This is a genomic window from Fulverythrobacter fulvus (assembly GCF_037154085.1).
Classification (GTDB): domain Bacteria; phylum Pseudomonadota; class Alphaproteobacteria; order Sphingomonadales; family Sphingomonadaceae; genus Andeanibacterium; species Andeanibacterium fulvum.
Genome location: NZ_JBANRM010000005.1, coordinates 269,123 through 295,993, shown reverse-complemented (window position 1 = coordinate 295,993; position 26,871 = coordinate 269,123). Strand labels below are relative to the sequence as shown.

Below are 26,871 nucleotides of genomic sequence, written 5' to 3'. Positions count from 1 at the left end.
GTGCGGCCCCGCAAGCGGAATCTGGCGCTGTCACGGCTGGCTCAGCCGTGAGCGCCGAAATGATTGGCGATGGCAGTGGTGATGCGCAGCGAAAGCTGGTGTGCCCGCTCGATCGGGTCGACGAAGTCGCGGCGGATGAATTCATAGCCTTCGTCCACCCCTTCCGGGTACTCGGTCGGCTCGTCCAGCGTGAAATCGCCGATCTTCGGAAAGTGGGTGGGGAAGGCGCGGCGCAGCTGTGTCAGCGCCTCGTCCACCCGCAGGGTGAAGACCATTTCCAGCACGTCGTCGCGGCTGATGTCGTTTGCCCGGCTGAAAGCGGGGACGGAGACGGCGCGGATGAACATGTGCTGGAACAGGGCCAGCCTGATCGCCTGCAACACGCCGATTGCGCGCCGCACCGGCTCGCGATCTTCCATCGGGCTGTCATCCGGCACCAGTTCCAGCAGGCGGTGGAGCTTGAGCGCATCGACCCGCAGGCGCGAGGCAAGGCGGCGGAACACGCCTGCCCGGTCATCCTTGATGAGATATTCGGCCAGTGCCTCGCAGGCATCGGACAGATGCGCCTCGGTGCCCCGATAGGGCCTGCTGGCCCAATAGGCCGAATTGAACAACTCGCCATAGGCGGCCACGGTCTTCACGCTGGCCAGCGCATTGGCGGCGCGAACAAGACGGATCAGCTGGCGGCCCCGGTCACTTTCGCGCAGCAGGGCGGCAAGGTCTTCGTAAACCCCGTCCGCCGCAGTGCCCACTCCGCAGATCACGTTCACCGGATAGCCGAGCTGCTGGAGGATCGCATTATGGGGGATGGCGCGGATCTGGCGCAGGCTCATCTCGCGATCCGCCGAAAGGTCCGACTGGCGGCGGGAAACGCGGCTGCCCGTGGGGTTGAGCATGCCCAGCCCGAAAGCGGTGATCGCGCGCGAATAGGTGCGGCTTTCCAGATGGGCGCGCTGATGATCGCGGATTGCGCGGTAGAAATCGAGGCTGAGGTCGGTGCGGCGATAGAAGGGGTCTGTCGGCGCATCGGGATCGGTCTCGGCCGGGCGCAGCTCGGCGATACGGGTAAGAGTGGCGAGCGCCAGTTCGGGGGTCGAGAAGAACAGATAACCGTCACCGCCCTGGAAGCTGACTTCCGGTTCCAGCACGATTCCCGCCCGCACGAAGCGCCGCCGCGCCCAGGGGGAGAGCGGCCAGGCGAGCCGGTCCGCCAGGCTGGAAGGATGCGCGCCGCGCCCCATGCTCTCGCCATGCGTATCGAAGATCAGCGCGGCCACATCGGTCAGCCGGTTGGCGACCATCGCTTGTGCCAGGCGGCCCTGCAGACGCTCTATGGCGAGGCTGGCGGGCACCTGTCCCACGAAGCGGCCCGCATCGGAAAAGCCGGTCTGCACTGCCACTCGGCCGCGTTGGCGGGCGTAATCCTGATAGGCTTCTTCGGCCAGCAGCGCATCGAGGAAGCGGCCGCCATGTTCCAGCGCGCTCTCTGTCTCGAACAAAGGTGAGACGTCCACCTTGTGCGCGATGCCGAACAGCTTGGCGAAATAGAGCGAGGCGAGGATCGTGGCGGGCTGCTCGCATTCCGCGATCAGCATGCGGATCGGCGCGTCGGCGTCGATATGGTGCAGGATTTGCGCCATGGCGAGGAACTGGCGGATGGCCGTGCTGCTCTCGATAGCCAGCGCCGCGAAGTTGGAACGGTGGGGCTTTGCCGCCTTTACCAGCTCGCGCAGGCGCACCATCGCGCCTCTGCTGCCGAGATCGAGCGTGCCGTCCCCGTCGATCACACGGCGGATGGCATTGTGCAGCTGGCTGGAATTGACGCGGAAGTGAATCCAGCCCGCGCCCAGCCCGTCGGCCCGCATGGCGGCGGCCAGCGTTTTGAGCGCGATGGCCCGCTGCAGGCTGGCACCCTTCGCCTCGTCTTCCAGCGTGGCAATCAGCGGGGCGAGGGTGAGCAGCTTGGCTGGGTTTTCTTCCGTCAGCCGGTTGGCCGCGTCTGACAGGGTTTCCGGATCGCTCAGATCGCCAGCAAAATCCTGCGCCCGTTCGTTGGTATGCGCGGCGGCGGCACGCAAGGTGGGGAGCAGGGGATGGGCTGCGTCGATTGCCTCCAGCGAAACGGCGTAGCGCTCCAGCCTCCCTGCCTTTTCGACCAGCCGGAAGTGGATGGAATCGTACCATTTGATGTCGGTCCGCCCGTCCATGTCGTAGCCGACCCAACTGGCGAAGCGGAACGGCAGCGGCTCGAAATCGTGCCACTTGTCCGGCCAGCGGCGGGCCGCGTCCGCCAGCAAGGCACTCACCAGCCGGTCGCGCGCGGCAGCGCCATGGGCAATGGCGGCCAGAGCCTGCTCATGCTCGAAAGCCAGAGTGATATGCGAGCGCTGGCCGGGCAACACGCAGACATCCGCGCTGACCGGCTCGTCATGCGATGCGGCGCGGGCGACTGCCTCGGTTTGGGCGGGGGAAAGCAGGAAAGTGGGATGCGCGGTGAACACGCAATGGAGCTGGGGGTGTTCCCACCTTTTGCGGAATTCCCAGTAGTCGCCCGGTTCTTCGTCCAGCCGGGCAGTGAAGCCCGCCAGATTGGCCTCCGGCGCCACCGGGGCGACCAGGCGCTGCAGCCGGCGGGCGCGGCTTTGCAGCGCGTTGCATTCCAGTTCGGCGATCATGGCTTCCATGTCGCCGAGGCTCAGCGCTCCGCCCTCAAGGGCGCGGGAGAGTTCCAGGCTAAGCTGAAACGCAGGGTTGAAGAGCGGGGTCTCGCTTGTCCGATCGCGTAGCTCTTCGAGCCGGGCGAGGAGATCGGAGACTGTCTTCATACCGCGTTTCTCCTTATGCGAGTTGAGCTGCCTTTCGAGCTGCTTCGGTGATGGCCGCGTAATCGGGGGCACCCTTGGGCACGAGCCAGCTTCCGCCGACGCAAAGCACCGGATCGAGTGCCAGCCAGTCCGGCGCGCTATCCTGCGTGATGCCGCCGGTGGGGCAGAAACGGACCTGCCCGAACGGCCCCGCCAGTGCCTTCAGCGCCGGGATGCCGCCGGAGGTGGCCGCCGGGAAGAATTTGAAATGCGACAGGCCAAGGTCCAGCCCGCGCATGATGTCGCCCGCCGTGGCGATGCCGGGCAGGAAGGGAATGCCGCTGGCGACGGCTGCCTTGCCGAGAGTTTCGGTAAGGCCGGGGGAGACGATGAACTCGCTTCCCGCCTCCAGCGCCGCGTCCAGTTCCGCCGCATTGGTGACAGTGCCCGCACCCACGATGGCGCCCGGTACCTGCTTCATCTCGCGGATCACGTCGAGCGCGGCGGCAGTGCGCAGGGTGACTTCCAGTACCTTGAGCCCGCCCGCGACCAGCGCCTCGGCCAGCGGGCGGGCAATCGCGGCGTCTTCTACCACCAGCACCGGGATCACCGGCGCGGTCAGCATGATCTGTTCGATGGCGCGGCTCATGCCGATAGTCATTTGTCCTGGCCCTTCATCTGGCTCTGGAATGCGGCCACGGCCCCGAACAGGCCCGGCTGCGGATGGGTGATGAGCTTGACCGGAATGCCGGCCATCATCTGTTCGTAACGGCCCTTGAAGCGGAAGCGTTCGGCAAAGCCGGAGGCGGCCAGCCTGTCGCGGATGCGCAGGCCCAGCCCGCCCGCGATCACCACCGCGCCCGATCCATGGGCCAGCGCATAATCGCCCGCAGCCGTGCCCAGCGACATGCAGAAGCGTTCCACGGCGGCAGCGGCCAGACTGTCCTTCCCCGAGAGGCCCAGTTCCCAGATGGTCTTGTCATCCCCTTCGGGAAGCTGGCGCCCTTCAAGCGCGGCGAGTGCCTGATATATGTCCACGATGCCGGGGCCGGAGACCACGCGTTCCACCGAAACGCGCCGGTGGCGCTTGCGCAGCCGCAGCAGGATCGCATCGTCGATCGGGTCGATCGGCGCGAAGTCGATATGGCTGCCTTCGGTGGCCTGCACATGGTAGCGATGCGGCCCGTCGCGCCGCAGATAGGCCACGCCAAGGCCGGTGCCGGGGCCGAGCACACTGATCGTGCCGGTGCAGGGCAAAGGCACGTCCGGGCCGCTCAGATGCAGGAACTCGTCCTCATGCGCGCGGGCCACGGCATGGGCGACGGCGGCGAAATCGTTCAGCACGATGGCCTCGTCCAGCCCGAGTTGTTCGTCGATCGCGCCGGTATGGATGACCCAGCTATTGTTGGTCATCTGCACTTTCTCGCCCGTTACCGGCCCAGCAATGGCGATGGAGGCGGCGCGGGGCAGAGTGCAGCCGCAGCGGCGCTCGAACTCTTCCCATGCGGTTTGCAGGCTGGCGAAGTCGCTGGTCTTGAGCGTTTCCGGCTCGCCCAGCTCGATCGTGCCATCCGCGCCGATGGAGGCGAGGGCGAAGCGGGCATGCGTGCCGCCAATGTCGAGCGCGACGAGGTCCGTCATCACAGCCCCGCCATGGCGAGCATGGACGAGCCGCCCTGTTCCGCGCCATCGGCATTGAGGCGGAACATGGCGAACAATTCGCGGCCCACGCCTATCTGCGCAGGCGGGGGCGGAGCGGGAGCACGGCTGGAAAGATCGGCGCTGGTGGAAAGCGTGCCGGTGGTGGCGCACAGCTTCACTACGTCGCCATCGCGCAGCAAGGCGAGCGGGCCGGGCGTGCCGTTGCGGTCGGCCAGCGCCTCGGGCGTAACGTGGATCGCCGCCGGGACCTTGCCCGACGCGCCCGACATGCGCCCATCGGTGACGAGCGCCACGCGGTATCCGCGATCCTGCAGCACCCCCAGCGGCGGGGTCAGCTTGTGCAGTTCCGGCATGCCGTTCGCTCGCGGACCCTGGAAGCGCATCACCACCACGACGTCGCGGTCAAGCTCGCCCGCCTTGAAGGCGGCGATCACGTCCTCCTGCCGTTCGAACACGCGGCACGGCGCCTCGATGGTCCAGCGCTCGGCTTCCACGGCGCTGGTCTTGAAGCAGGCGCGGCCGAGATTGCCTTCGACCAGCCGCATCCCGCCATCGGCCTGAAACGGCGTGGCGGCGGGGCGCAGCATGGCATCGTCGCCCGAAGGACCAGTAGGGCGCCAGGCGAGCGTGCCACCATTCAGGAAAGGCTCGTCGGCATAGGCGGCAAGGCCTTCCGGGCCTTCGCTTCCCGCCACGGTCAGGATGTCGCCATGAGCAAGACCGGCGGACAGAAGCTCGCCGATGACATAGCCCATGCCGCCTGCCGCATGGAACTGGTTCACGTCGCCCGATCCGTTGGGATAGACGCGCGCCACCAGCGGCACGACGCTGGACAGTTCCGAAAGGTCTTCCCAGTCGAACTGCACGCCTGCCGCGCGCGCGATGGCGGGCAGGTGGATGGCGTGATTGGTCGAGCCGCCCGTGGCCAGCAGCCCGATGGCGGCATTGACGATGGCTTTCTCGTCCACACAGCGGGACAGGGGGCGATAATCGCCGCCATCCTGCGCCATGCCCGCCAGCCGCTGGGTCGCGGCGCGGGTCAGCGCCTGGCGCAGCGGCGTGTTCGGCGGCACGAAGGCGGCGCCGGGCATGTGCAGGCCCATCATCTCCATCATCATCTGGTTGGAGTTGGCCGTGCCGTAGAAAGTGCAGGTGCCGGGCGAGTGATAGGACTTGCTCTCGCTCTCCAGCAGTTCCGCGCGGCTCGCCTTGCCCTCGGCATAGAGCTGGCGGACCTTCTGCTTTTCCTTATTGGCGATGCCGCTGGGCATGGGGCCGCTGGGCACGAACACCGCAGGAAGATGGCCGAAGCGCAGCGCGCCGATCAGCAGGCCGGGCACGATCTTGTCGCAAATGCCCAGCAGCGCCACGCCGTCATACATTTCGTGGCTGAGCGCGACGGCGGTGGAAAGCGCGATGACGTCGCGGCTGAACAGCGACAGTTCCATCCCGTCCTGCCCCTGCGTCACGCCGTCGCACATGGCCGGAGTGCCGCCCGCCACCTGCGCGGTGGCGCCCACTTCGCGGGCAAACAGCTTCATCTGCGCCGGATAGGCGCCATAGGGCTGATGGGCGGAGAGCATGTCGTTATAGGCCGTGACGATAGCCAGGTTCGGCCCGCGATGCGCCTTCAGCGCCTGCTGGTCTTCCAGCGCCCCGGCATAGGCGTGGGCGAGGTTGGAGCAGGCCATCTGGTTGCGATCCGGCCGCCGCCCGGCCTCGCGCTCCATCAGTTCCAGATAGGCGGCGCGGCTGGCCCTGGACTTGGCGACGACGCGTTCGGTCACGCGGGCGATGGTGGGGTGGAGCACCATCAGATCCTCCCCCCACGGGGGAGGGGGACCGGCCGCAGGCTGGTGGTGGGGGCTTGCCTCAGGCGCTGTGCGGCCCATGAGCCCCCTCCGTCAGCCGCCTTGGGCGTCTGCCACCTCCCCCGATGGGGGAGGATCTTAAGGTTCACCCTATTCATGCCCAGTCACTCATGCCCAGTCACTCATGCCCAGTCACTCATGCCACGTCACCCCGTCCCGCTCCGCCAGTGCGATTGCCGCGCTCGGGCCCCAGCTTCCGGCGGTATAGGGCTTGGGCGTCAGGGCGTCTTCGTGCCAGTTGGCGCGGATCTGGTCGATCCACTGCCACTGCGCCTCCACTTCGTCACGCCGGACGAACAGGGTCTGGTCGCCCTCGATCAGGTCCAGCAGCAGGCGTTCATAGGCAATCCGCCGCTGGGTGCCGCTGAAGGCATCGGGCATGGCGATGTTGAGCGGAACCTGCCGCAGGCGGATACCGTCGCGGTCCAGCCCCGGCACCTTGGCCATCAGGCTGAGCGTCACGTTCTCTTCCGGCTGGATGCCGATCAGCAGGCTGTTGGGCACGCTGCGAGTGCTCTTGCCGAAGATCGAATGGGGCACCGGGCGGAACTGGATCAGGATCTCGGTCGTGCGCTTGAACATGCGCTTGCCGGTGCGCAGGTAGAAGGGCACGCCCTTCCAGCGCCAATTGTCGACATGGGCCTTGATGGCGACGAAGGTTTCCGTGTCGCTGTCGCGGCCCAGTTCCTCGTCATAGCCGGGCACGGCCTTGCCGGCGATCGCGCCCGCGCGATACTGGCCCGTCACTGTCTCGCCCGAAGATACGGGCCGCAGCGAGCGCAGCACTTTCACCTTTTCATCCCGCACGGCCGTGGCATCGAAGCTGACCGGAGGTTCCATCGCCACCAGCGCCAGCAGTTGCAGCATGTGGTTCTGCACCATGTCGCGCAAAGCGCCGGCCTCGTCATAGAAATCGACGCGGCTTTCAAGGCCCACGGTTTCGGCCACAGTGATCTGCACATGCTCGATATGGGCGGCGTTCCACAGCGGCTCGAACAGGATATTGCCGAAGCGCATAGCCAGCAGGTTCTGGACGGTTTCCTTGCCCAGATAATGGTCGATGCGGAAAATCCGATCCTCGGGGAAGGCTGCGGCCACGGCATCGTTGATCTCGCGGCTGCTGCCAAGATCGATTCCCAGCGGCTTTTCGAGGCCAATGCGGACATTGCCCCGCGTCAGCCCCGCTCCCTGCAGCCCGGCAATGGTCGGCTCGAACAGGCTGGGCGCCGTGGAGAGGAAGATGGCGAGGCCGTTTTCCGGCGTGCCGACCATCTTGGCCAGTTTTTCGTATCCCGCCTGATCGGTTGCATCCAGCGTCTGGTAATGCAGGCGGTTGAGGAAGGTCGCCACGCCGCCGCGCCGTTCGGCCGGCAGGAACTTCTCCAGCGCCGCGCGGGCGAAATTGCGGAATTCCGGCGTGTCATGGTCCGATCGGGCAGTGCAGACGATCCGCAGATCGGGATCGACCAGCCCATCGGCATCGAGCGCGCAGAGCGAGGGGAGAAGCATGCGCTGGGCAAGGTCGCCCGTGGCGCCGAACAGAAGCAACCGGTCTGCGGTGAAGCTCATCGTGGGGTGCCCCCCTTCCCGTCCGGCCGAAGCGATGACTCTTGTTGCATTGCAGCATGGCTAACAGGTTTGGCAGGGCTTGGCCAGCGCCCGGACCGCGCAAAAAATTGCCTCCGCGCGACCTGCCGTAAGGGCGACGATTTGAAGTGCGACCCTGCTCCCGTCATGCTGAACTTGTTTCAGCATCCATCCTTCACCACGAACGGCGGTTTGAGCCGGAGAGATAGACCCTGAAACAGGCTCAGGGTGACGATGCGCCCTATTCCCCGAGCAAATGCAGTGCCACTTCGCGCCGATGGGGCGAGCGGCGATGCTCGGCCAGGAAGATGCCCTGCCAGGTGCCCAGCGCCATGCGGCCGCCGATCACCGGGATCGACATATTCACGCCCGTCAGCACGGCTTTGAGATGGGCAGGCATATCGTCCGGCCCCTCATCGTCATGCGCATAATACCCACCCTCCGGCGCCACCCGGTCCAGCCACGCCACCATATCCCGCCACACCGCGCTCGAGGCATTCTCGGTGATGAGCAGCGAGGCGGATGTGTGCAGGCAATGGAGAGTGAGCAGGCCGGTTTGGATATTGGTGCCGTCGATCCACGCGGATACCTCGCGCGTGATCTCGGCGAGGCCGCGGCCGGGGGTGCGGAAGTGGAGGCGGGTTACGGACTGGCGCATGGGTGGGAGCTCGGCAAGCAGCAACCAGTTTTCGTATCACACCAGTCTATACCTTGAGTATTTCAAGCAGTGGATCAAATGCATAAAGGGCCGCGCGACGCCCAGCTGCGGGTTCAATGGTGCGAAGTAATCCTGCCTCAACAAGCCTCCGTGACAATGAGCGAGCGGATGAGGCCGGTATTCCGGAACGATCAACAAAGCGATCATTGCGGAAGATAGGGCTTGCAAACACGAAATCTAGCGCTTGGTCGTGGAACTGCGAGTTCAGAGTTTCGCGAAATCGCTCTCTCATATCGCTGTGCAGCGCGAAAATCCTGTCGGCCGTTTGGATGTTGACCGAGGCTTGGGAATGCATGGCCTGGAGGAAAAAAGTGCTCCAGCCTGACCAGTCGCCTACAGCGGATACAGCGCGCATTCGCTCGATATATTCGTCCTTGTGCTTTTCGAAGTATCCCGAAACGAAAAAATTCGGCTGATTGATAATTCCGAGCTTCCAGAGCATCAGGGTGATGAGCATGCGTCCAATCCGGCCATTGCCATCTTCGAACGGATGGAGAGCTTCGAACTCTACATGCGTCAGGGCGGTTCGAAGAAGCGGACGCATCGCGCTTCCATTCATGAATTGTACGAGACCAGCCATGGCGGGAGCCAGTTGCTCTGGTGCTATGGGGACGTAGTATATTTTTCCACGCCGATCATCACCAATATAATTCTGCTCAACCTTATACGCGCCTGGGCGTTTTCGAGCACCTCTCCCGAAGTACAGTAATTGCTGATGTGCGGTTCTAATAAGGTGCTCGCTTAATGGTGCGCCATCTATGAGCGCTTGTTGTGCGTTGCGTAGCGCGCGTGAGTAGAGAAAAGTTTCAATATCGTCATTACGGGCCTCTCGGTACGGGTCGCTTGAGCCCGCATCTTCTTCTGCTTCAAGGCGATATAGTTCCTCGATGGTTGAGATCGTTCCTTCCATCCTCGACGAACTTACGGCATCCTGGCGTCGCAACGGCGCGACGAATAGCTCGCTATTTACCATGCTCGACATTTTTGCATCGTAGCGCGCCAAGGACGCCGCGGCCTCTTCCAAGGGGCCAAGCAGAGCCTCATAATCGAGTCTCTCGGGAGGGAACTTCCCCACATGATAGTAAACGGCTTCCGAGAGGTCGTAAGGTTTGATGCTCATTTTCAAAGCTGCTCTATCATCAACGAAGGTAGGTGCGAGGCTAGTAGCGTCAATGAATGTTGGCAACAGAATGTGGCATCATTCTAACAGCAAATGCTGTTGCTGGTAGCGAACTCTCATCAAGCAAGGTTGCTGATAGGATTTGGCATTATCCTGTTATCAAGAAGGTAGTGGCCGATTGCGGGTATCGCACTACTTCCCAATTCGCCAATGGCCTTTCAAAATGCCCCAAATTGCTCATTTCCGTTTTGCCACTAAATATGAAAGCGTTAGCTTTGGCATTGGCAAATTCTGAAACGAAAAGCCGAGTCTGAGAGCTCCATTCGCTCACACCCCACAAACCATTTTCCTACACGTCCATCGCCTGCCAAACTCCACGCGGCTCTTTCAAACCGTGGAACCTCGTATCCGGCGCCCGCAGGGGGCGCTTAACTTTGTTGCATACGCGACATGCGGGAAGTTTGTGAAAATATCCGGATTCTGTTCACCCAGCCGCCATTCCGGCTGAACGAATTTGCGAATCAGGCAATCGCGCCGAACAGATCGTGCGCGTCGGCATCTTCCACTTCCACCTGCACGAAATCGCCCGGTTTCAGGCTGGCCGGGACATTGCGGAGGTAGACGCTGCCGTCGATCTCCGGCGCGTCGGCCTGGCTGCGGCCGGTGGCGCCGATGTCGCCATCCTCGTCGGGCTCGCCCACTTCGTCGATGATGACGGACAGGGTCCGGCCGATCTTGGCCTGCAGCTTGGCCGCACTGATCGCCTCGGTCTTTTCCATGATCCGGGCGTAGCGTGCTTCCTTGACTTCTTCCGGCACGGCGCCGGGCAGGTCATTGGCCGCCGCGCCTTCGACCGGTTCGAACCGGAAGGCGCCGACGCGGTCAAGCTGGGCTTCGTCCAGCCAGTCGAGCAGATATTGGAAGTCCGCCTCGGTCTCGCCGGGGAAGCCTACTACGAAGCTGGAACGGATCGCGATGTCCGGGCAGATGGTGCGCCAGCTCTTCAGCCGTTCGAGCACCTTGGCCTCGTTCGCCGGGCGCTTCATGGCCTTGAGCACGTTCGGGCTGGCGTGCTGGAACGGAATGTCGAGATAGGGCGTCAGCAGCCCTTCCGCCATCAGCGGGATTACCGCATCGACATGGGGATAGGGATAGACATAGTGCAGCCGCACCCAGGGCGTATCGCCTTCCGGCGTGCGCAACTGGCCCAGTTCGCGGGCAAGGTCGGTCATATGGGTGCGGACGGAATGGCCCTTCCACTCGCGTTCCTCGTGCCGCACGTCCACGCCATAGGCGGAGGTGTCCTGGCTGATGACCAGCAGTTCCTTGGTGCCGGCGGCCACCAGTTTTTCCGCCTCGCGCAGCACCGCGTCCACCCGGCGGCTGACGAGCTTGCCGCGCAATTGCGGGATGATGCAGAAGGCGCAGGAGTGATTGCAGCCCTCGGAAATCTTGAGGTAGCTGTAATGGCGCGGGGTCAGCTTCACGTCCGCGAGATCGGCGCGCGCGGGGATCAGGTCCACGAAGGGGCCCTGGCTGGGCGGCGCGGCATCGTGGACCGCTTCCACCACCTGTTCATATTGGTGGGCGCCGGTCACGGCCAGCACGTCGGGGAAGCGGGCGCGGATCAGCTCCGCCTCATTGCCCATGCAGCCGGTCACGATCACGCGGCCGTTTTCGGCAATCGCCTCGCCAATGGCGGCAAGGCTCTCTTCCTTGGCGGAATCGAGGAAGCCGCAGGTATTCACCAGCACGACGTCGGCCCCGGAATAATCCGGGCTCATCGTGTAGCCGTCAGCCCGCAGGCGCGTGAGGATGCGTTCGGAATCCACCAGTGCCTTGGGGCAGCCGAGGCTGACCATCCCGACCTTGGGGGCTTCCTTGATAGTTGTGGCCATGGCGCGCGCCCCTATCTATCCTGACCGGCGGAGTCACGCGCAATCATGCGCGCGCGACGGGAGGCTATAGCATGGGTCCGATCAACTATCCGGCGGTTTTTCTGGGCGCGCTCGCCTTCTTCGCGGTTGGGGCGGTGTGGTATACAATGTTGTTCGGCAAGGCGTGGCAACGTCTGGTGGGCTTGAGCGAAGAGCAGATCAAGGGCGCGAACATGCCGATGATCTTCGGCCTGTGCTTCCTGGCGGAACTGGTGATCTCGTGGATGCTGGGCCACCAGATCGCGCGCACCAGCCCGCCGTCTCATGTGATCATGATGTTCGCGCTGGGCTTTGCCGGGGCGCTCATGATCCCTGCCACCGCGATCAATTACCTGTTCCAGCGCAAGCCGTTGAAGCTGTTCCTGATCGATGCCGGCCATTTCCTGGTGGGCATGGCGGCGATGGGGGCGGTGCACCTGGCGCTTTACTGACGGGGCGTCAGACCGGGCTTTCCTCCGCGCAGGTGGGGAGGATTTCCACCACGATATCGCCCGTTTGCAGCGCCTTTGCGCCCTGTTCCCAGAAGCCGATCACTTCTTCCCCGCGATAGATGCGCAGGCCCATGCCGCCCGTGGCAAGGCTGCCCAGCGGTTTGCCGATCTCCTCCGGCCGGACTGGCCGTTCGACCAGCTGCACGTTTCCGGAGACGGAGGCGAGGTCCGCCAGATAATCGGCCACATGGCTGCCCTGCGCCGATCCGGCCAGCAGCAGGCCGGTAAAGCGCACCGGGTTGATGACATTGTCGGCCCCGGCTTGCCGGGCGAGGATTTCGTTATCCTCCGCCCGCACCACCACGCTGATCGGAACCTTGGGCGCAAGGTGGCGCACGGTCAGCACGATCAGGATCGAGGCATCGTCGCGCCCGGCGGAAACCAGCACGGTCTGCGCCTGCGCGATACGCACCGCGATCAGGTTCTCGTCCCGCGCGGCGTCGGCGCAGATCACGTTGCAGCCCATGTCTTCGGCGGTCTGCAGCCGTTCCTCGCTAGTATCCATCACTACGATGGAACTGGGATCGGTGCCGCGTTCGATCAGTTCGGCCACGGCTTCCGATCCGCTGATCCCGAAGCCGAGGACCACGACATGGCCGGAAAGCTGTTTCTGGATGCGGGCCATGCGGAATCTCTCCCAGCTGCGCTTGATGATGAAATTATAGGCGGTGCCCACGAAGATGAAGATCACCGCAAAACGAATGGGCGTGACGATCACGGCCTCGATCAGGCGCGAACGGTCGCTGATCGGGGCAATGTCGCCAAAGCCCGTGGTAGTGATGGAGATCATGGTGAAATAGACCACGTCTAGGAAGCTCACCTGGCCGTCATGATTGTCCACCAAGCCTTCGCGATCGGCATAATGGACCAGCACCACGAAGAAGATCAGCGCCAGCGCCGCGGACAGGCGCAGCACCAGATCGGCCCATACCGGCACGCGCACTGCCCGGCGCAAGGGGCGGAAACGGCGCGCGACGGAAAAGGGCCTGACCATCAGCCGCCCTCTTTCAGCCCCAGAAGCGGTCCGGGGTCGACCGGCTGGCCATCGCGGCGGATTTCGAAGTGAAGCTCCGGCCCGGTCGCCTCTCCGCTATGGCCGCCAAGGCCCACGCGTTCGCCCGCACGGATCGTCTCGCCCTTCTTCACGGTCGCCTTCTGCAGATGGCCGTAAGCAGTGTGCCAGCCATTGCCGTGGTCGATTACTACCAGATTGCCGAAGCGTTCCGGCGCCTTGCCGGCAAAGATCACCGTGCCGGACGCGGCGGCGCGGACCATGTCGCCATCCTTCAGGCGGAAATCGACGCCTTCGTGGCCGCTGCCATCCGCCCGGCGGCGCCAGCCCAGCAGCACGGCGCCGTCATGTGGGCGGCGGAAGGAGGGCTGAGTGATCTCGATCGGCCTGGGGTTGGAAATCACCGCCGGGATGATCAGCCTTTTTCCTACTTTCAGCGTAGCGTCGGGCTTGATCCCGTTGGCCTGCGCAATCAGGTCGAACGGCACGCCGTACTGGAAGCCAATGGCAAAGCCGGTGTCGCCTGCCTTCACCACATGCACCCGCTGGCGCGGGATGATGAGCTTCTGGCCCAGCTTGACCACATAGGGTTCGGAAAGTCCGTTCGCCTCGGCAATCGCCACCAGCGGCACCTTGGCGCGATTGGCAATGCCGCTCAGCGTTTCGCCTGCGGTCACGACGTGTTCGGTTTCCGTCGCCGGATCGGATGCGGCATTGCCGGGCACGGCGATCAGCAGCGCTGCCGCAAGGGGCAGCGCATGAAGGCCGGCGCGGGACAAGCGCATCAGGCGAACCGTTCTGCCAGCGCGCCGATGGCGGCGTGATGCGTGAGGTCCATCTGGAGCGGGGTGACGGAGATATAACCGTCATTCACGGCCTCAAGGTCCGTCCCGTGATCCAGCGTGTGTTCCACATCTTCCAGCCCGAACCAGTAATAGGGCCGCCCGCGCGGATCGACGCCTTCGACCACGGAGCCGCGCGAATAATCGTGGAAGCCCTGCCGGGTCACGCGGATGCCGCGCACTTCTTCTGCCGGAAGGGCGGGGAAGTTGACATTGATGACAGTGCGCTTTGCCATCTGCATGTCCAGCAGCGGTCGCAGCACCTTTTCGGCCCAGGCTTCGGCGGCGGCAAAGCCATGGCCGCGATCGCGCGTCGCCTGGCTCAGCGCGATGGCCGGAATGCCCGCCAGCGCGCCTTCCATCGCGGCAGAGATCGTGCCCGAATAGGTCACGTCATCCGCCAGGTTCTCGCCATTGTTGATGCCGGAAATGATGAGGTCGGGCTTGCCATCGGCGAACAGCTTGCTGAGGCCGAGATTGACTGAATCGGTCGGCGTGCCTGTGACCGAATAACGCCGGCCGCCATGTTCGCGCAGGCGCACCGGCATGTGCAGGGTGAGCGAATGGCCCGCGCCGGAATTCTCTTCCGCCGGGGCGCAGACGGTCACATCGTCGCTCAGCTGCGCCGCGATGGCTTCCAGCACTTCCATGCCGGGGGCGTTGATGCCGTCATCATTGGTGAGGAGGATGCGCATTGCCTTGCCTTCCCTCAGGCTTCCAGCGCCGTCACGCCGCCCATATAGGGCTGCAACACGGCGGGCACTTCCACCGATCCATCGGCCTGCTGGTAATTCTCCAGGATCGCCACCAGCGTACGGCCCACGGCAAGGCCCGAGCCATTCAGCGTGTGGACGAATTCCGTGCGCTTCGAACCTTCCGGCTTGAAGCGGGCATTCATCCGGCGCGCCTGATATTCGCCGCACCAGCTGATCGAGCTGATCTCGCGATAGGCGCCCTGTCCGGGCAGCCACACTTCCAGATCGTAGGTCTTCTTCGCGGTGGCGCCCATGTCGCCGCTGCACAGCAGCACCTTGCGATAGGGCAGGCCCAGCGCCTCGAGGATGCTCTCGGCCGAGCGGACCATGTGATCGTGCTCCACCTGCCACTGGTCGGGGCGGCAGACGCTGACCAGCTCGACCTTCTCGAACTGGTGCTGGCGGATATAGCCGCGCGTATCGCGCCCGGCCGCGCCCGCTTCGCTGCGGAAGCAGGGGGTGAGGGCAGTCATGCGGATGGGGAAGGCGTCTTCCTCGAGGATCTGCTCGCGCACGGCATTGGTCAGGCTGACTTCGGCAGTGGGGATCAGCCAGCGGCGTGTTGTTGCGCTTCCTGATAAGGATTCTTTGATCTGCTCGAGTACCTTGGCTCTAACCTCAGTGGATATATCTGACGGGTCACCTTTGAAATCTAGTTCAACAAGCGCCTGATCGATTGCTCGACCGATATGTTCATCAGTCACATGGATTCTGGTTTGGAACAGATCTTCGGCGAATTTTGGCAGCTGTCCGGTGCCGAACACGGCTTCGTCCCGCACCAACAGCGGCACGGCGCATTCGCTATAGCCGTTCGTGCCGCTCTGCGTATCGAGCATGAACTGGCCGATGGCGCGCTGCAGCCGGGCCATCTGGCCGCGCAAGAAAGTGAAGCGCGCGCCTGACATGGCGGCGCCGGTTTCGAAATCCAGCCCCAGCGCTGGGCCAAGATCAGCATGTTCCTTCGGCGTGAAGTTGAATTCGCGCGGCGTGCCCCAGCGAGCAACCTCGACATTGTCCGTCTCGTCCGCGCCCAGCGGCACGTCATGCGCCGGGATGTTGGGCAGGGCGGCCAGCAGCGCGTCCAGCTCCGCAGCAAGGACGCGTTCGTCCTCTTCCAATGCGGGCAGGGTGTGCTTCAGTTCCGCCACCTCGGCCTTCAATGCCTCGGCGGTTTCCTTGTCACCCTTGCCCATGGCCGCGCCGATCGCCTTGGAGGCTTCGTTGCGGCGGCTCTGCGCCTCCTGCACACGCGTGGTGACTTCCCGCTTCCTCGCATCGAGGTCGAGGATCACGGTCGAGGCCGGTTCGGCCCCGCGCTTGGCCAGTCCCGCGTCGAACTCGGCGGGATTCTCACGGATATATCGCAGGTCGTGCATGGGCGCGGGCTATGCCGTCTCGGCCCGCCCCATGCAAGAAGTGTCAGCCCTGCTTCGTGCCGCAGGTATTGATCCCGATCAGCGAATAGAGCGGGCAGGTGCTCAAAAAGCCCGTCGCCAGCGGGATGATGCCCAGCCACCCCCACTGGGTCTTGGGCCCGACGAATACCAGCGCGATCAGCGCCAGCCCCACTACGATGCGCAGAATGCGGTCAATCCCGCCGACATTGGTCTTGAACATGGCAAGCATCCTCTCGTGCCAGTTGCGACGGAGGGATCATGCCACGCAGGCTGGAAGCGTCAATCAATATGCCGCTGCTTGCCGTTCTCTCAGCACGCCGGTGAGATAGGCGACCATTCGCACTTCGGCTTCGGGCAGCAGGCGCACATAGATGCGGCGCCCGTCCTGCGGGTCGCGATGACGTTCGACCAGCCCTTCCTGCTCCAGTTGAGCAAGCGAGCGCAGGGCAGTGGTGGAAGGCACCAGCGACGCCAGGCAGGCATCGCTCACCGTCACCTGCCGGTTGCGCTTGCTGGAGATGTAGAGGTCCACCAGGATGTCCCAGCCCGGCTCGCCGAACAGGCCATGCGGGAACAGTTCGCGGCGTGCCTGCCGGTGCCGGTACATCGCCTCGGCGACATAGACCAGCAGGCTCTCATCCGGGGTCTCGCCAAGCGAGCCCCAGGGGTTCGGTGGAATTTCTTCTTCTTCAGGCACAGTCTTGACCGCTCCTGCCATCGAGAGAAGTTGCTGGCTCAACGCCAGAAGCCGGCTGGCAAAATCGCCCGGATCATTGGACTTGCTCATGGCCTGCTCTCTTTTGTGAGAAGGCCGCACTGTTTCGCCGCCAGTTGCGATAAGGCCCGAACCGCGCGAGACGGGCCCGATGCCGGAGAGTACCAACCAACAGGCAGGCGAGTTCCAGGAACAGCGGAAGCTGCGTCATTGCCCAATAGGCGCGCTGTTGCCCCACGATCCCGACGATTATCACGAAATGGCCGAGCAGGGTGATCAAGGCCGCCGCGCTCATCCAGATCGGCCAGAACCGATTTGCCCGCAGCGCCAGCCAGACCATTGCGAGGAACAGGACAAAATCCATCGCGGCGTGGCCTGGCTCCAGGGTTTCGAAAATCGGTGCGTCCAGGAATATGTGATAGAGCGGGTCGACCACCAGATGTCGCACGCCCACAAGCATAGCGCCCCAGCGCTCGGGCGCTCCGCCCTTCCAGGCTGTGAATGCCAGGATGAGCGCAGTGGCTGAGAGAACCAGGGTTACCAGAAGAGACATTCGACAAGGCGTTCATCCGCCACTCCGCCTGATTGCGCTCAGGCCGTTACATCGCAATTCTTGCCGCTGCGGCGGTGCCTGCATGCTGCAGCATCGGTTGACAGGCCGCCCGGTCGGTAAAAGTGGCTGGCATTCATCGCGTCGCGTCCTCGTTCCTTGGGGCAGTGCAGCCCAGGCATTTCAGGCTTCGAGATCACGCGGGGTCACCGACCTAACAACCGCGACGCTTCGGTGAAGACCGCCATGCTGCCCAGTGCGAGGATCAGAATGATCAGCGCGAGCAGCAGGATCGAACCGATCCGCATCAGGTTGCCATATGGCCCCTCGAAAATCTCGGGGACGACAGAGTGATCGTTCGTGCCGCCTGTTTCGGTCTCTGGCGCACACTCCGCCTGGGCCGAAATGGGTGGAACGGGACCCCCGCCGTCCGTTGTGCCAATTTCGGCGGGTTCTTCCGTTTCGGCTATACGTGAATTTTCATATGTCATTGCGTCGCATATGGCGCAAAGCCGCCGGTATTCCTGGGCCAGTTCCCCGCGTGTGGCGGCGTTCAGCTTGGTTTTGGCAAACTGGATGCGCTGGTCGACCGTGTGCGGAGAAATGCCGAGTTCGCGCGCGATTTCCTTCGACGTCTTGTGCTGGACCAGCAGGTCGAGCACTTCCTTCTGCTTGGAGGTTAATGCCTCCAGCAGGGAAATTTCGTCTCGGGAGGAATCCCTGTCCATAGCGACCCTGGCGCGCCTGTTCCGTGGCTGCGCTTCACAATGAAACGCTTCAACTTCAATTGGCTGGCGGTGTTTCTGGCTCAATTCAATATGGACGGTTGGCGGTCAAGGCAACCCGAACAGCTACATCCGGCACAGTGGATGTATCCGTTTTCGAACGGAAATTGTGAAGTTTCGCCAGTCCCTTACGTGATGTCCCTTATGAATTGGGCAAAACGACTAATTGGCGCGGTCTCGATGCGCGTCAGCGCCTGGCCGAAAGCGGCCGGGACGCAGCAATGGTGCGGGGGATTGCGAGATCGGCGCGAATTACGTCGCGCGCAAAGGCCATCTCCGGTTGGAAATGGTGGGCGCGGCAAGGATTGAACTTGCGACCCCACCCGTGTGAAGGGTGTGCTCTACCACTGAGCTACGCGCCCGCCGATCAGTGAAGGAGACAAGCTCCTTACGGCAGGGGCGCGCCCTTGCCATGCCTTTTATTCAAACTCAAGCGTAAAGACGGTCAATCTTCTCCGGGAAGGTGCGATTGGCTTCCTTGCGCAAGGCTTATCGGCCGAACCAGGCCGCCAGCGCTGCCAGTCTGCCGTTGGGGGAGGTGGCGGAGGGATGGGCTGGGGTTTCCGGCGCGCATTCGAGGCAATAGGCCTGTGCGCCCCTGCTTTCGAGCAGTCGCCCGAGGCCCTGCAGGGCCCCGGCCAGCCGTTCCTCCTCGCGTCCGGCGACAGTGGCGAACAGGTCGGGGGTAGACGCTCCCGTTGTATGTGCCGCCTCGGTCTCCCCGCCCAGCATGCGCTCGATCAACGAGAGGTAGGGGTCAGTGCCGCCACCGAGATAGCGCACTTGCCAGCCGTCCTTCTTCAGCCCGGCCTTTTGCGCCGCCCATTCGATAGCTGTGCTAAGATCGCCAAATTGGTCCACCAGCCCGAGTTGGCGGGCAGTGCCGCCATCCCACACCCGGCCTTGCGCGATGCGGTCTACCTGTTGGGTCGTCATTCCACGCGATTTGGCCACCAGCGAGAGGAACACGCCATATTCGTGCTCGACTGTCTGTTGCAGCACCGAATCGATCTCGGGCGTGAAGCCGGAAAAAATATCGGGCTGGCCGGAAAGCGGAGTTGTCGCCACGCCGTCCGATCCCACGCCCCAATGGCTCAGGGCGTTCTCGAAAGTCGGGACCACGCCATAGACGCCGATGGAGCCGGTGATCGTCTCGGGCTCGGCGAAGATGCGGTCGGCCGGCGTGGAGACCCAATAGCCGCCGCTGGCCGCATAATTGCCCATGGAGACCACAATGGGGATGCCCTTGCGCTTGTGGCGCAGGATCGCGCGGCGGATCGCTTCGGAGCCCGTAATGGTGCCGCCGGGCGAATCGACCCGCACCACCAGTGCGGCCAGATTATCGCTCAGCGCCTCGTCCAGCAGGCGGGAGATGCGCGCGCCGCCTGCCTCGCCGGGACCTGCCTCGCCGTCGCTGATCTCGCCTGCGATCGTTATGACGCCGATCGTCTTGCCGCCGCCGGTCAAGCCCCGCGTCGGCGCCTCCGGCTCGATTGCGGCGAGCCACGGCTTCAGTTCCGTCTTGGCAAATGCGCCCGGCGATGTGTCGAAGGGGTCTGCGCCCACGATGCTGGCCACATGCTTGCCGAAGGCTTCCCAATCGCCCACCTTGTCGACCAGTTTTGCGTCAAGCGCCGCTTTGGACGGGTTCCCGCCGCTGGCCTGCAGCCAGGCGACCGTGTCTGTCGTCACTCGCTCGATATCGGCCTGCGGACGGGCCTTGCGGATCTTCGCCTTGTATTCCTCCCAGATCGAGGAATAGAGCGCCTGCGCATTCTCCCGCGCTTCGGGAGACATGTCGTTGCGCATGTAGGGTTCGACCGCGCTCTTGTAGGTGCCCACGCGATAGACGCGGACATTGACCTTCAGATAATCGAGCAGGCCCTTGAGATAGAGCCGCTCGCCGCCCGGCCCGGCGATGATCGCGCCGCCCATGGGATCGACCCACACTTCGCTGGCATGGGCGGCCAGCATCATGGAATCGTCCGTATAGGCAAGGGCATAGGTCAGCACCGGCTTCTTCGCCTTGCGCACGCGGTCCAGCGCGTCGCCCACTTCCTGCATGTGGATGTGCCCGCCGCCAGTGAAGGAAGACAGGTCCAGCACCACCGCCTTGATCCGCTTGTCCGTTGCCGCAGCGTCGATGGCGGCCACGAGATCGCGCGCCTGATACTGGCTGGCGGGCAATTCCTGATTGATCAGCGCGGTGAGGGGATCGATTGCGGATGCTTCTTCCACCACCGAGCCATCGAGCTGGAGGAACAGCGCCCCGTCGCGCACCACACCAGGGCTTGGGCGCGAGCTGAGGATCGCGAACAGTGCGATGAAGAACATCAGCAGGAAGAGGAGCGAAAGCCCATCCTTGATCCCGACAAGCAAGCGCCAGACTTTGCCTGCAAAACTCATTGGGCTGTCTTCCCGATCCTGAATGGTTCCGTTTGAAAGCGACGTCTAGGCGCAGGGCGCCGGAGGTTCCACAGGAAAGCGCTCCAACTGTCGATGCGGATCGACGCCGGGCGTTGCCATGCGGGCAAACTGTGCCTATTGCCCCGGCTTTAATGACAGCGACGCCAACTCCCCCCGCGCCTGGCCGTTTTCCGGCCGGATGGCACGCCTTTCCGCACCGCGACCTGCTCGGAATCGGCCAGCTCCAGACTTACGAGATCATGTTCCTGCTGGCAGAGGCGGAACAATGGGTGGCGCTCAACCGCCAGCCTTCCAAGCACAGCAATCTGTTGTCTGGCCTTACGATCATCAACGCCTTCTTCGAGAATTCCACCCGCACGCTGCTGAGCTTCGAGATCGCGGGCAAGCGGCTGGGCGCAGACGTGGTGAACATGCACGCGGCCCAGTCCAGCGTGAAGAAGGGTGAAACGCTGATCGATACGGCAGTGACGCTCAATGCCATGCGCGCCGATGCCATCGTGATCCGCCATGCCAGCAGCGGCGCTGTGCGGCTGATTGCGGAGCAGGTCGATTGCCCCGTGCTCAATGCGGGCGACGGGCAGCATGAACATCCGACGCAGGCCCTGCTCGATGCACTGACCCTGCGCCACGCCTTGCGCGAGCGGGGGCGGAGCGAGTTTGCCGAAGGGCTGTGGGGCCTGCGGGTGACGATCTGCGGGGACATCCTGCACAGCCGCGTCGCGCGGTCCAACATATTGTGCCTCACCGCTCTGGGTGCCGAGGTGCGCGTCTGCGCGCCGCCCGCGTTGATGCCAGCCGGGATCGAGGAAATGGGCGTGAAGCCATTCCATGATTTCGACGCCGCGCTGGACGGTGCCGAGGTGGTGATGATGCTGCGCCTGCAGAACGAGCGGATGAACGGGCAGTTCGTGCCTTCCACTCGCGAATATCGCCATCTTTACGGACTTAGCGCCAAGCGACTGATGAAAGCGGAGCCCGATGCGCTCATCATGCATCCCGGCCCGATGAACCGGGGCGTGGAGATCGACAGCGACGTGGCCGATCTCGAAGGCCGCTCGATCATTACCCGCCAGGTGGAAATGGGCGTGGCGATCCGCATGGCCTGCCTGGAAGTGCTCACTCGCCGCAGGCGCGGGGCGCCGGGGTGGAGCGCGGCGGATATGGCAGGGGAGATCGCCTGATGAAGCAGCCCGTGCCGCTCACGATCACCAATGGCACGCTGGTGACGCCCGATGGCCTGCGCCCGGGCACTCTGCGCTGCGAAGGGGCGCGGATCGTCGCGCTGGGGGATATTACCCCGCATGTCGGCGATGAGATCATCGATGCCCAGGGCAAGCTCGTCGCGCCCGGTCTCGTCGATCTTGGCGTCTTCGCGGTGGACAAACCGGCCTTCCATTTCGGCGGGATCACGCGCGCGGCGCTGATGCCGGACCAGAGCCCGCCGCTGGACCATCCCGCGCGCATCCAGTTCCTGGCCTATAGCGGCAAGCCCGATCTGTGGGTCCACCCGCTGGCGGCGGCCACTGTCGGGCTGGAAGGCGGCAATCTGGCCGAACTGGCGCTGATGCGAGACGCAGGCGCGCGGGCGGTTGCCACCGGGCGCCAGTGGATCGCGGATTCGGGCGTGATGCTGCGCCTGCTGCGCTATGCAGCGATGCTGGACCTGGTGGTCGTCACACACGCGGAAGATGGCGGGCTGGTGGGCGAGGCTGTCGCCACTGCGGGCATGATGGCCACGCGGATGGGCCTGCCCAGTGCCCCGGCGGAAGCCGAAGCGCTGGCGGTGGCCCGCGATATCGCCCTTGCCGAACTGGCGGGCGCGCGGCTGCATCTGCGGCAGGTGACGACGCGCGCGGCGCTCGATCTGGTGCGCGCGGCCAAGCGGCGCGGCGTGGCGGTCACTGCGGGCGTCACTCCGGCCCATTTCATGCTGTCCGATCTGGCGACCGCGGAATTCCGCACTTACGCCCGCATGTCCCCGCCCTTGAGGGAAGAGGCGGACCGGCAGGCGGTGATCGAGGCAATCGGCGACGGGACAATCGATGTCGTCTCCAGCGGCCACGATCCGCGCGGGCCGGAAGACAAGCGCCTGCCGTTCGCCGATGCGGAGCCGGGCATGGCCGGGGCCGAAACCCTGCTCGCCATGGTGCTGACGCTGGTGCGCGACGGAGTGATCGACACGGCGCGCGCCTTCGATCTGCTGGCGACCAGGCCCGCCGCGCTGCTGGGCGTAGACGCCGGGGTGCTGGCGGAAGGCATGCAGGCCGATATCGCGCTGATCGACCCGGAAAAGCCGTGGATCGTCCAGTCGGCGAAGATGGAAGCAAGCGCGGGCAATACGCCGTTCGACGGTCAGCCCGCGCAGGGCCGGGTCATCGCGCTCTACAAGGGCGGAGTGCGCATCGGCGGCTGAACTTTACCGGAAGGAGCGTGGACATGACATCCGTCCAAGTAAGATTGCTTGCTGCCGCCATGCTCGTTGCGGGAATAGCCGTTCCGGCGGCCTCGGCCGATGAAGTACCCTGGCTAGCCCGTTGCAGCCGCGAACTTGCCGATCAGCGCGATGCGGAAAATGCCCGCTATGGTTTCAAAACCCGGGGGAAGGAAGAAGGCGCGCCGGCTCGGGCGGAGATGAGCTTCAATGCCACCGGTTATCCCACCCAGACGGTTTACCTGACCGATTTCAAGGATTTCATGAGCAGGTACTCCGGCGCCAGTCTGGGCGTTGCCTGGTACGGCGATGTCGCCAATACGCCGCCCCATGGCATGAAAGCGGCGATCGGGCGGGTGAGCGTCAACACCACTTCGCGGGACTTCAAGCCGATCCCGGGCAAGGTCGCAATCAAGCTACTGATCGATGGCAAGGTGTTTGGCCCCTATGAACCCAAAGCATCCTCCGTCAGCGGGGGTATGTACACAGTGTGGCTCGATACGGCCGATACGGATGGTGACAGCAGCCCTCCCGCGCTCAAGCCAAAACAATTTGCCGAGCTCGCCAAGGCGGTGGACCGGATGAAGACCGCCGAAGTGGTGATTGTGCAGGATGGCAAGGATATTGCCCGCCAGCCTGTGCCGCTCACCAAATATGCGGCATGGCGCGATGGCTTGCCCCAATGGGCTGCGGAAACAAGGGCGCGCTTCAAGGGGACGATGACCGTTTGCCGGTATGACGAGAATACGGTCAACTGACGGCGCGCGCTTGCCCGGATGAAGGAAAGCCCCCTGCGGGGATCCGCAGAGGGCCTTCCGGAGAGTTGTGAACTGGGTCGGTTAACGGCTCGCGAGGCGGCGTCCGTTGTCGAGCGTGCCGGGCAGCGGACGGCCCTGGGCATAGGCGATGCAGCCTTCGCCGCCTGCCTTGCTGACCTTGCCGCACATGGAACGCGAACTGCCTGCGGAATAGCCGCCTGCCGCCACGCGCCAGTAATTCTTGCCGTTCACGCGCGCCTGAGTGAGCACCATCTCGTGGTTACCCAGCTCGGGATAGCGCTTCACATAGATGCCCCATGCCCGGCGCGCGCCCTGCTCGCTCGAGAAAGAGCCCAGCTGCACCAGATGCGTACCGTCCGCAGGGGTCAGGCGGCTGGCGCCCTTGGCCCCTGTGCTTTTCGCAGGAGCGCTCTTTGCAGGAGCGCTCTTCGCCGCCATCCTGGGGGCGGGCTTCGGAGCAGCCGATTTCGGGGCAGCCTCGGCGAAGCTGCGCGAATCGAGCGCCACCTTGCCGGTCGACGCGGTATCGCCAGTGGCGAAGGCCGCCTGGAAATCGCTCACGCGCTGCGGGTTCGGCGCCTTGTAGGCAGGAGCGGTGAAGGCGGGTTCGGGCGCATCGCCGATCGGCGGAAGCTCGTAGCCACCCTTGGCTTCATTGCCCAGCGCCACGGCGGAGGGCGCGGGTTCGGCCAGTGGAGCCGGAACGCTGACCGCTTCGCTGGCGAGCTGTTCGGTGGTCGGGAAATTGCTCAGGGCAAGCTGCACCGGCTGGCCGGGGTCCTTCAGGTCGGGCACGACCTGCAGCAGCATGGCCACGCGGGCGCGGTAATTGTCGGGGTGCACGCTGGCGGCCCATTCGGCCATCCGGTCGCCCACCTTCTCGCTGCCGAGATCCTGCTGCGCCATCAGCCGGGCTTCGCGCCAGCGGCCTGCCATCGCATAGGAATAGGCCAGGTTCTGGCGCACCTTGGCGGTATTCTCGCCATTGCGCAGCGCGTTGGACAGGACATGGATGCCGCGTTCGGGTTGACCGGCCAGAGAATAGGCAAGGCCCAGATCGCCCGCGGCGATATCGCCTTCATAGGATTTGAGGATCGCTGCGGCCTGTGCACCCTTGCCGTCACCGGCAAGCGCGAGCGCGAGGCTGAGGGCGGTGCGCGGCGAAGTGTCGCCCAGCTTCATCGCATCGTCGAGAGTGGTGGCGGCCGAAGCGAAGCGGCCGGTCTCGAGATAGGCGGCGCCCAGGGTCGACCGGAACTGCGCATTGCGGGGATCGGCCTGCACGGCGGCTTCCGCGTGCTGGACTGCGCTTTCATACTTGCCCTTGGCCAGCGCCGCTTCGGCCTTGCTGGCCGAAAGGTTGGCGGCCGGGGCGGAAGCAGCACAGCCCGTCAGCGTAACGCCGGCGAGGGCGGTGGTCAGGGCAAGGCCGAGCAGCCTTGCTTCCCTGCTTCCGATCGTCTTGGCGGTGCGGTTCATGGTCACATCCCCTTGGGTAGTCATTTCCGCTTCAACTGGGCGGTAAGCGAATCGAGTTCCGGAATGCCCGAGAGCAACCGGTCGAGCGCCTCGGTCACGATCTGCTGGGCGCTGAGATTGCGGATGGTGCAGGCCAGGCGCAGCTTGAGGTGGCGTTCCGCATCCACGCGCAGGGTAAAGGCGGCGCGGCGGCCGTCATCCAGCGCTTTGCGGCGGTCGGCAGCGCTGCGGGCAGCGGGTTGTGCCTCTGCCACAGGCTGAGCCTGCATGACCGGGCGGGTCACTTTGCGGGCGATTTCTTCCTGCTGGCGCAGAACCTCGGGCAGTTCCTGCACCGTGTTGTCCTGAAGCCCGGCAGAGAATTCTTCATCGCCGGCCAGCGCTTCATGCGTTTCCGGAGATGCCGGGGCAGGCGTCAGGGCAAGCACTTCGGCGGGGCGATGCGAATCGTCCCCGTCATCATGGCCCATGTCGTTCCAGCCGAGATCCTCGATCGCGACGACGCCCTGGCGTTCATAGATACCGAAAGGCTGGACCTGCGGGCGCATCGCGGGGCGTGCTGCCCCCTTGCGCGCCAGAAGCGTCGGGCCGAGCGACGCGAACGGCTTGGGTTCGCTCATACCGGCGGGCCTCAATTCTGGGCCACCCGGCGGCCGAACCCGCCAGCGGGACGATACATTCCGGGCACCTGCGCCACGCCGGGAGCGGCGAAGACGGTGCGGCGGAAGTTCTTTTCCAGGCGGTCGGAGATGTAGTTCCACAAGGCAGCGATCTCGTGGGCGGACTTGCCCGAGGGATCGACTTCCATGACGGTGCGCCCGTCGATCATCGACGCGGCGAAATCGGTGCGGTGATGGAGCGTGATCGGCGCCACCGTGCCGTGCTGCGACAGGGCGACGGCGGCTTCCGAGGTGATCTTGGCCTTGGGCGTTGCGGCATTGACCACGAAGATCAGCGGCTTGCCCGCACGCTCGCACAGATCGACCGTTGCGCCCACGGCGCGCAGATCGTGCGGGCTGGGGCGAGTGGGGACCACGATCAGTTCGGCGACCGAGATCACCGACTGGATCGCCATGGTGATGGCGGGCGGGGTGTCGATCACGGCCAGCTTGAAGCCCTGCTGGCGCAGAGTCGCCAGATCGTTCGCCAGGCGGGCGACGGTGGTCTGGGCAAAGGCGGGATATTCGGCCTCGCGCTCGTTCCACCAATCGGCGAGCGAACCCTGCGGGTCGATGTCGATAAGCACAACGGGGCCGGCGCCGGCACGCTGGGCCTGTACGGCGAGGTGTCCAGACAGGGTGGTCTTGCCTGAACCACCTTTCTGCGATGCCAATGCCAATACGCGCAAGGTCGATCCCCCTGGGTTCACTGGTTTACAAGCCGGAGAAGTCCTCTGTTTCCGGCAATTCCATTCGGGGGATCGCAGATCACCCCTAATTTTCAGTTAATGGGGGGATGAAACGGTTGAGCGAGCCCGCCCGGATCGGTGCAGGCGTCACGCACCGGTAA

At 64.4% G+C, this 26,871-nt stretch carries 24 protein-coding genes and 1 tRNA gene; 4 read left to right on the top strand and 21 right to left on the bottom strand.

What is annotated here, in order from left to right; genetic code table 11:
- Nucleotides 1-41 precede the first annotated feature (41 nt).
- The 8 genes from WFP36_RS15315 to rimO form a co-directional block, all read right to left on the bottom strand.
- Nucleotides 42-2,825 carry a phosphoenolpyruvate carboxylase gene (locus WFP36_RS15315; protein ID WP_336981717.1) on the bottom strand — a complete coding sequence of 928 codons (2,784 nt, stop codon included), beginning with the start codon at nucleotides 2,823-2,825 and terminating at the stop codon, nucleotides 42-44.
- Between the two features lie 13 nt (nucleotides 2,826-2,838).
- Entirely contained in the window at nucleotides 2,839-3,465 is a 627-nt protein-coding gene (gene eda / locus WFP36_RS15310) for a bifunctional 4-hydroxy-2-oxoglutarate aldolase/2-dehydro-3-deoxy-phosphogluconate aldolase (protein ID WP_336981716.1), read from the bottom strand.
- Complete coding sequence (gene glk, locus WFP36_RS15305) at nucleotides 3,462-4,445, bottom strand: glucokinase (RefSeq protein ID WP_336981715.1); 984 nt, start codon at nucleotides 4,443-4,445, stop codon at nucleotides 3,462-3,464. Before glk ends, eda begins: the two co-directional genes overlap by 4 nt.
- Nucleotides 4,445-6,280, bottom strand: a complete 1,836-nt coding sequence (gene edd, locus WFP36_RS15300) for a phosphogluconate dehydratase (RefSeq protein WP_419716641.1) — start codon at nucleotides 6,278-6,280, stop codon at nucleotides 4,445-4,447. The genes glk and edd overlap by 1 nt, the downstream gene beginning before the upstream one ends.
- A 189-nt stretch (nucleotides 6,281-6,469) precedes the next feature.
- Nucleotides 6,470-7,906 (bottom strand): glucose-6-phosphate dehydrogenase, encoded by a 1,437-nt coding sequence (zwf, locus tag WFP36_RS15295; RefSeq protein ID WP_336981714.1) that lies wholly within the window; start codon nucleotides 7,904-7,906, stop codon nucleotides 6,470-6,472.
- A 259-nt stretch (nucleotides 7,907-8,165) separates the two neighbouring features.
- On the bottom strand, nucleotides 8,166-8,582 hold the full coding sequence (locus WFP36_RS15290; protein ID WP_336981713.1) for a secondary thiamine-phosphate synthase enzyme YjbQ: 417 nt from the start codon (nucleotides 8,580-8,582) through the stop codon (nucleotides 8,166-8,168).
- 46 nt (nucleotides 8,583-8,628) lie between these two features.
- Nucleotides 8,629-9,762, bottom strand: coding sequence for a Fic family protein (locus WFP36_RS15285; protein ID WP_336981712.1), 1,134 nt, complete (start codon nucleotides 9,760-9,762; stop codon nucleotides 8,629-8,631).
- Nucleotides 9,763-10,283: 521 nt separating this feature from the next.
- The gene (gene rimO / locus WFP36_RS15280) at nucleotides 10,284-11,660 is read right to left on the bottom strand and encodes a 30S ribosomal protein S12 methylthiotransferase RimO (protein WP_336981710.1); all 1,377 of its coding nucleotides are present in this window, start codon (nucleotides 11,658-11,660) and stop codon (nucleotides 10,284-10,286) included.
- Between the two features lie 71 nt (nucleotides 11,661-11,731).
- Between rimO and WFP36_RS15275 the strand changes: the two genes are divergently transcribed.
- Nucleotides 11,732-12,130, top strand: a complete 399-nt coding sequence (locus WFP36_RS15275) for a DUF1761 domain-containing protein (RefSeq protein ID WP_336981708.1) — start codon at nucleotides 11,732-11,734, stop codon at nucleotides 12,128-12,130.
- A gap of 7 nt (nucleotides 12,131-12,137) precedes the next feature.
- Here the strand turns inward: WFP36_RS15275 and WFP36_RS15270 are convergent, their stop codons facing one another.
- From WFP36_RS15270 to sppA, 10 genes are all read right to left on the bottom strand, one after another.
- Nucleotides 12,138-13,184, bottom strand: coding sequence for a potassium channel family protein (locus WFP36_RS15270; protein ID WP_336981707.1), 1,047 nt, complete (start codon nucleotides 13,182-13,184; stop codon nucleotides 12,138-12,140).
- Complete coding sequence (locus WFP36_RS15265; RefSeq protein WP_336981705.1) at nucleotides 13,184-13,987, bottom strand: M23 family metallopeptidase; 804 nt, start codon at nucleotides 13,985-13,987, stop codon at nucleotides 13,184-13,186. Before WFP36_RS15265 ends, WFP36_RS15270 begins: the two co-directional genes overlap by 1 nt.
- Nucleotides 13,987-14,739: a 5'/3'-nucleotidase SurE gene (gene surE / locus WFP36_RS15260; RefSeq protein WP_336981704.1), complete on the bottom strand. Its 753-nt coding sequence runs from the start codon at nucleotides 14,737-14,739 to the stop codon at nucleotides 13,987-13,989. The genes WFP36_RS15265 and surE overlap by 1 nt, the downstream gene beginning before the upstream one ends.
- A gap of 14 nt (nucleotides 14,740-14,753) precedes the next feature.
- The gene (serS, locus tag WFP36_RS15255) at nucleotides 14,754-16,175 is read right to left on the bottom strand and encodes a serine--tRNA ligase (protein WP_336981702.1); all 1,422 of its coding nucleotides are present in this window, start codon (nucleotides 16,173-16,175) and stop codon (nucleotides 14,754-14,756) included.
- A 43-nt stretch (nucleotides 16,176-16,218) separates the two neighbouring features.
- Nucleotides 16,219-16,416, bottom strand: coding sequence for a YgaP family membrane protein (locus WFP36_RS15250; RefSeq protein WP_336981700.1), 198 nt, complete (start codon nucleotides 16,414-16,416; stop codon nucleotides 16,219-16,221).
- Between the two features lie 63 nt (nucleotides 16,417-16,479).
- Entirely contained in the window at nucleotides 16,480-16,983 is a 504-nt protein-coding gene (locus WFP36_RS15245; protein WP_336981698.1) for a MarR family winged helix-turn-helix transcriptional regulator, read from the bottom strand.
- Nucleotides 16,967-17,464, bottom strand: coding sequence for a hypothetical protein (locus WFP36_RS15240; RefSeq protein WP_336981696.1), 498 nt, complete (start codon nucleotides 17,462-17,464; stop codon nucleotides 16,967-16,969). The genes WFP36_RS15245 and WFP36_RS15240 overlap by 17 nt, the downstream gene beginning before the upstream one ends.
- Nucleotides 17,465-17,667: 203 nt before the next feature.
- Nucleotides 17,668-18,273: a helix-turn-helix transcriptional regulator gene (locus WFP36_RS15235; RefSeq protein WP_336981695.1), complete on the bottom strand. Its 606-nt coding sequence runs from the start codon at nucleotides 18,271-18,273 to the stop codon at nucleotides 17,668-17,670.
- A 260-nt stretch (nucleotides 18,274-18,533) separates the two neighbouring features.
- Nucleotides 18,534-18,608, bottom strand: a tRNA-Val gene (locus tag WFP36_RS15230).
- A gap of 127 nt (nucleotides 18,609-18,735) precedes the next feature.
- Nucleotides 18,736-20,652: a signal peptide peptidase SppA gene (gene sppA / locus WFP36_RS15225; protein WP_336981693.1), complete on the bottom strand. Its 1,917-nt coding sequence runs from the start codon at nucleotides 20,650-20,652 to the stop codon at nucleotides 18,736-18,738.
- 152 nt (nucleotides 20,653-20,804) lie between these two features.
- On the opposite strand from sppA, the gene WFP36_RS15220 reads away from it, so the two are divergent.
- Genes WFP36_RS15220 through WFP36_RS15210 form a run of 3 tightly spaced genes read left to right on the top strand, consistent with a single transcriptional unit; the run spans nucleotide 20,805 to nucleotide 23,862 of the window.
- Entirely contained in the window at nucleotides 20,805-21,854 is a 1,050-nt protein-coding gene (locus tag WFP36_RS15220; RefSeq protein ID WP_336981691.1) for an aspartate carbamoyltransferase catalytic subunit, read from the top strand.
- Nucleotides 21,854-23,086: a dihydroorotase gene (locus WFP36_RS15215; RefSeq protein WP_336981689.1), complete on the top strand. Its 1,233-nt coding sequence runs from the start codon at nucleotides 21,854-21,856 to the stop codon at nucleotides 23,084-23,086. Before WFP36_RS15220 ends, WFP36_RS15215 begins: the two co-directional genes overlap by 1 nt.
- Nucleotides 23,087-23,109: 23 nt before the next feature.
- The gene (locus WFP36_RS15210; RefSeq protein ID WP_336981687.1) at nucleotides 23,110-23,862 is read left to right on the top strand and encodes a hypothetical protein; all 753 of its coding nucleotides are present in this window, start codon (nucleotides 23,110-23,112) and stop codon (nucleotides 23,860-23,862) included.
- A gap of 81 nt (nucleotides 23,863-23,943) precedes the next feature.
- Here the strand turns inward: WFP36_RS15210 and WFP36_RS15205 are convergent, their stop codons facing one another.
- From WFP36_RS15205 to WFP36_RS15195, 3 genes are read right to left on the bottom strand one after another with little or no spacing between them, the layout of a single operon-like run.
- Nucleotides 23,944-25,362, bottom strand: a complete 1,419-nt coding sequence (locus tag WFP36_RS15205; RefSeq protein WP_336981685.1) for an SPOR domain-containing protein — start codon at nucleotides 25,360-25,362, stop codon at nucleotides 23,944-23,946.
- A 20-nt stretch (nucleotides 25,363-25,382) separates the two neighbouring features.
- Entirely contained in the window at nucleotides 25,383-25,982 is a 600-nt protein-coding gene (locus WFP36_RS15200; protein ID WP_336981684.1) for a hypothetical protein, read from the bottom strand.
- A gap of 11 nt (nucleotides 25,983-25,993) precedes the next feature.
- Entirely contained in the window at nucleotides 25,994-26,710 is a 717-nt protein-coding gene (locus WFP36_RS15195) for a ParA family protein (protein WP_336981789.1), read from the bottom strand.
- Nucleotides 26,711-26,871 lie beyond the last annotated feature (161 nt).

Coding starts and splice junctions, on each gene's coding strand:
- WFP36_RS15215 (WP_336981689.1), top strand. CDS start 21,854: ATGAAGCAGCCCGTGCCGCTCACGATCACCAATGGCACGCTGGTGACG.
- WFP36_RS15270 (WP_336981707.1), bottom strand. CDS start 13,184: ATGGTCAGGCCCTTTTCCGTCGCGCGCCGTTTCCGCCCCTTGCGCCGG.
- WFP36_RS15315 (WP_336981717.1), bottom strand. CDS start 2,825: ATGAAGACAGTCTCCGATCTCCTCGCCCGGCTCGAAGAGCTACGCGAT.
- edd (WP_419716641.1), bottom strand. CDS start 6,280: ATGGTGCTCCACCCCACCATCGCCCGCGTGACCGAACGCGTCGTCGCC.
- WFP36_RS15220 (WP_336981691.1), top strand. CDS start 20,805: ATGACAGCGACGCCAACTCCCCCCGCGCCTGGCCGTTTTCCGGCCGGA.
- WFP36_RS15275 (WP_336981708.1), top strand. CDS start 11,732: ATGGGTCCGATCAACTATCCGGCGGTTTTTCTGGGCGCGCTCGCCTTC.
- WFP36_RS15210 (WP_336981687.1), top strand. CDS start 23,110: ATGACATCCGTCCAAGTAAGATTGCTTGCTGCCGCCATGCTCGTTGCG.
- WFP36_RS15205 (WP_336981685.1), bottom strand. CDS start 25,362: ATGAACCGCACCGCCAAGACGATCGGAAGCAGGGAAGCAAGGCTGCTC.
- WFP36_RS15245 (WP_336981698.1), bottom strand. CDS start 16,983: ATGAGCAAGTCCAATGATCCGGGCGATTTTGCCAGCCGGCTTCTGGCG.
- WFP36_RS15290 (WP_336981713.1), bottom strand. CDS start 8,582: ATGCGCCAGTCCGTAACCCGCCTCCACTTCCGCACCCCCGGCCGCGGC.
- WFP36_RS15240 (WP_336981696.1), bottom strand. CDS start 17,464: ATGTCTCTTCTGGTAACCCTGGTTCTCTCAGCCACTGCGCTCATCCTG.
- sppA (WP_336981693.1), bottom strand. CDS start 20,652: ATGAGTTTTGCAGGCAAAGTCTGGCGCTTGCTTGTCGGGATCAAGGAT.
- zwf (WP_336981714.1), bottom strand. CDS start 7,906: ATGAGCTTCACCGCAGACCGGTTGCTTCTGTTCGGCGCCACGGGCGAC.
- WFP36_RS15250 (WP_336981700.1), bottom strand. CDS start 16,416: ATGTTCAAGACCAATGTCGGCGGGATTGACCGCATTCTGCGCATCGTA.
- WFP36_RS15200 (WP_336981684.1), bottom strand. CDS start 25,982: ATGAGCGAACCCAAGCCGTTCGCGTCGCTCGGCCCGACGCTTCTGGCG.
- glk (WP_336981715.1), bottom strand. CDS start 4,445: ATGACGGACCTCGTCGCGCTCGACATTGGCGGCACGCATGCCCGCTTC.
- surE (WP_336981704.1), bottom strand. CDS start 14,739: ATGCGCATCCTCCTCACCAATGATGACGGCATCAACGCCCCCGGCATG.
- WFP36_RS15285 (WP_336981712.1), bottom strand. CDS start 9,762: ATGAGCATCAAACCTTACGACCTCTCGGAAGCCGTTTACTATCATGTG.
- serS (WP_336981702.1), bottom strand. CDS start 16,175: ATGCACGACCTGCGATATATCCGTGAGAATCCCGCCGAGTTCGACGCG.
- eda (WP_336981716.1), bottom strand. CDS start 3,465: ATGACTATCGGCATGAGCCGCGCCATCGAACAGATCATGCTGACCGCG.
- rimO (WP_336981710.1), bottom strand. CDS start 11,660: ATGGCCACAACTATCAAGGAAGCCCCCAAGGTCGGGATGGTCAGCCTC.
- WFP36_RS15265 (WP_336981705.1), bottom strand. CDS start 13,987: ATGCGCTTGTCCCGCGCCGGCCTTCATGCGCTGCCCCTTGCGGCAGCG.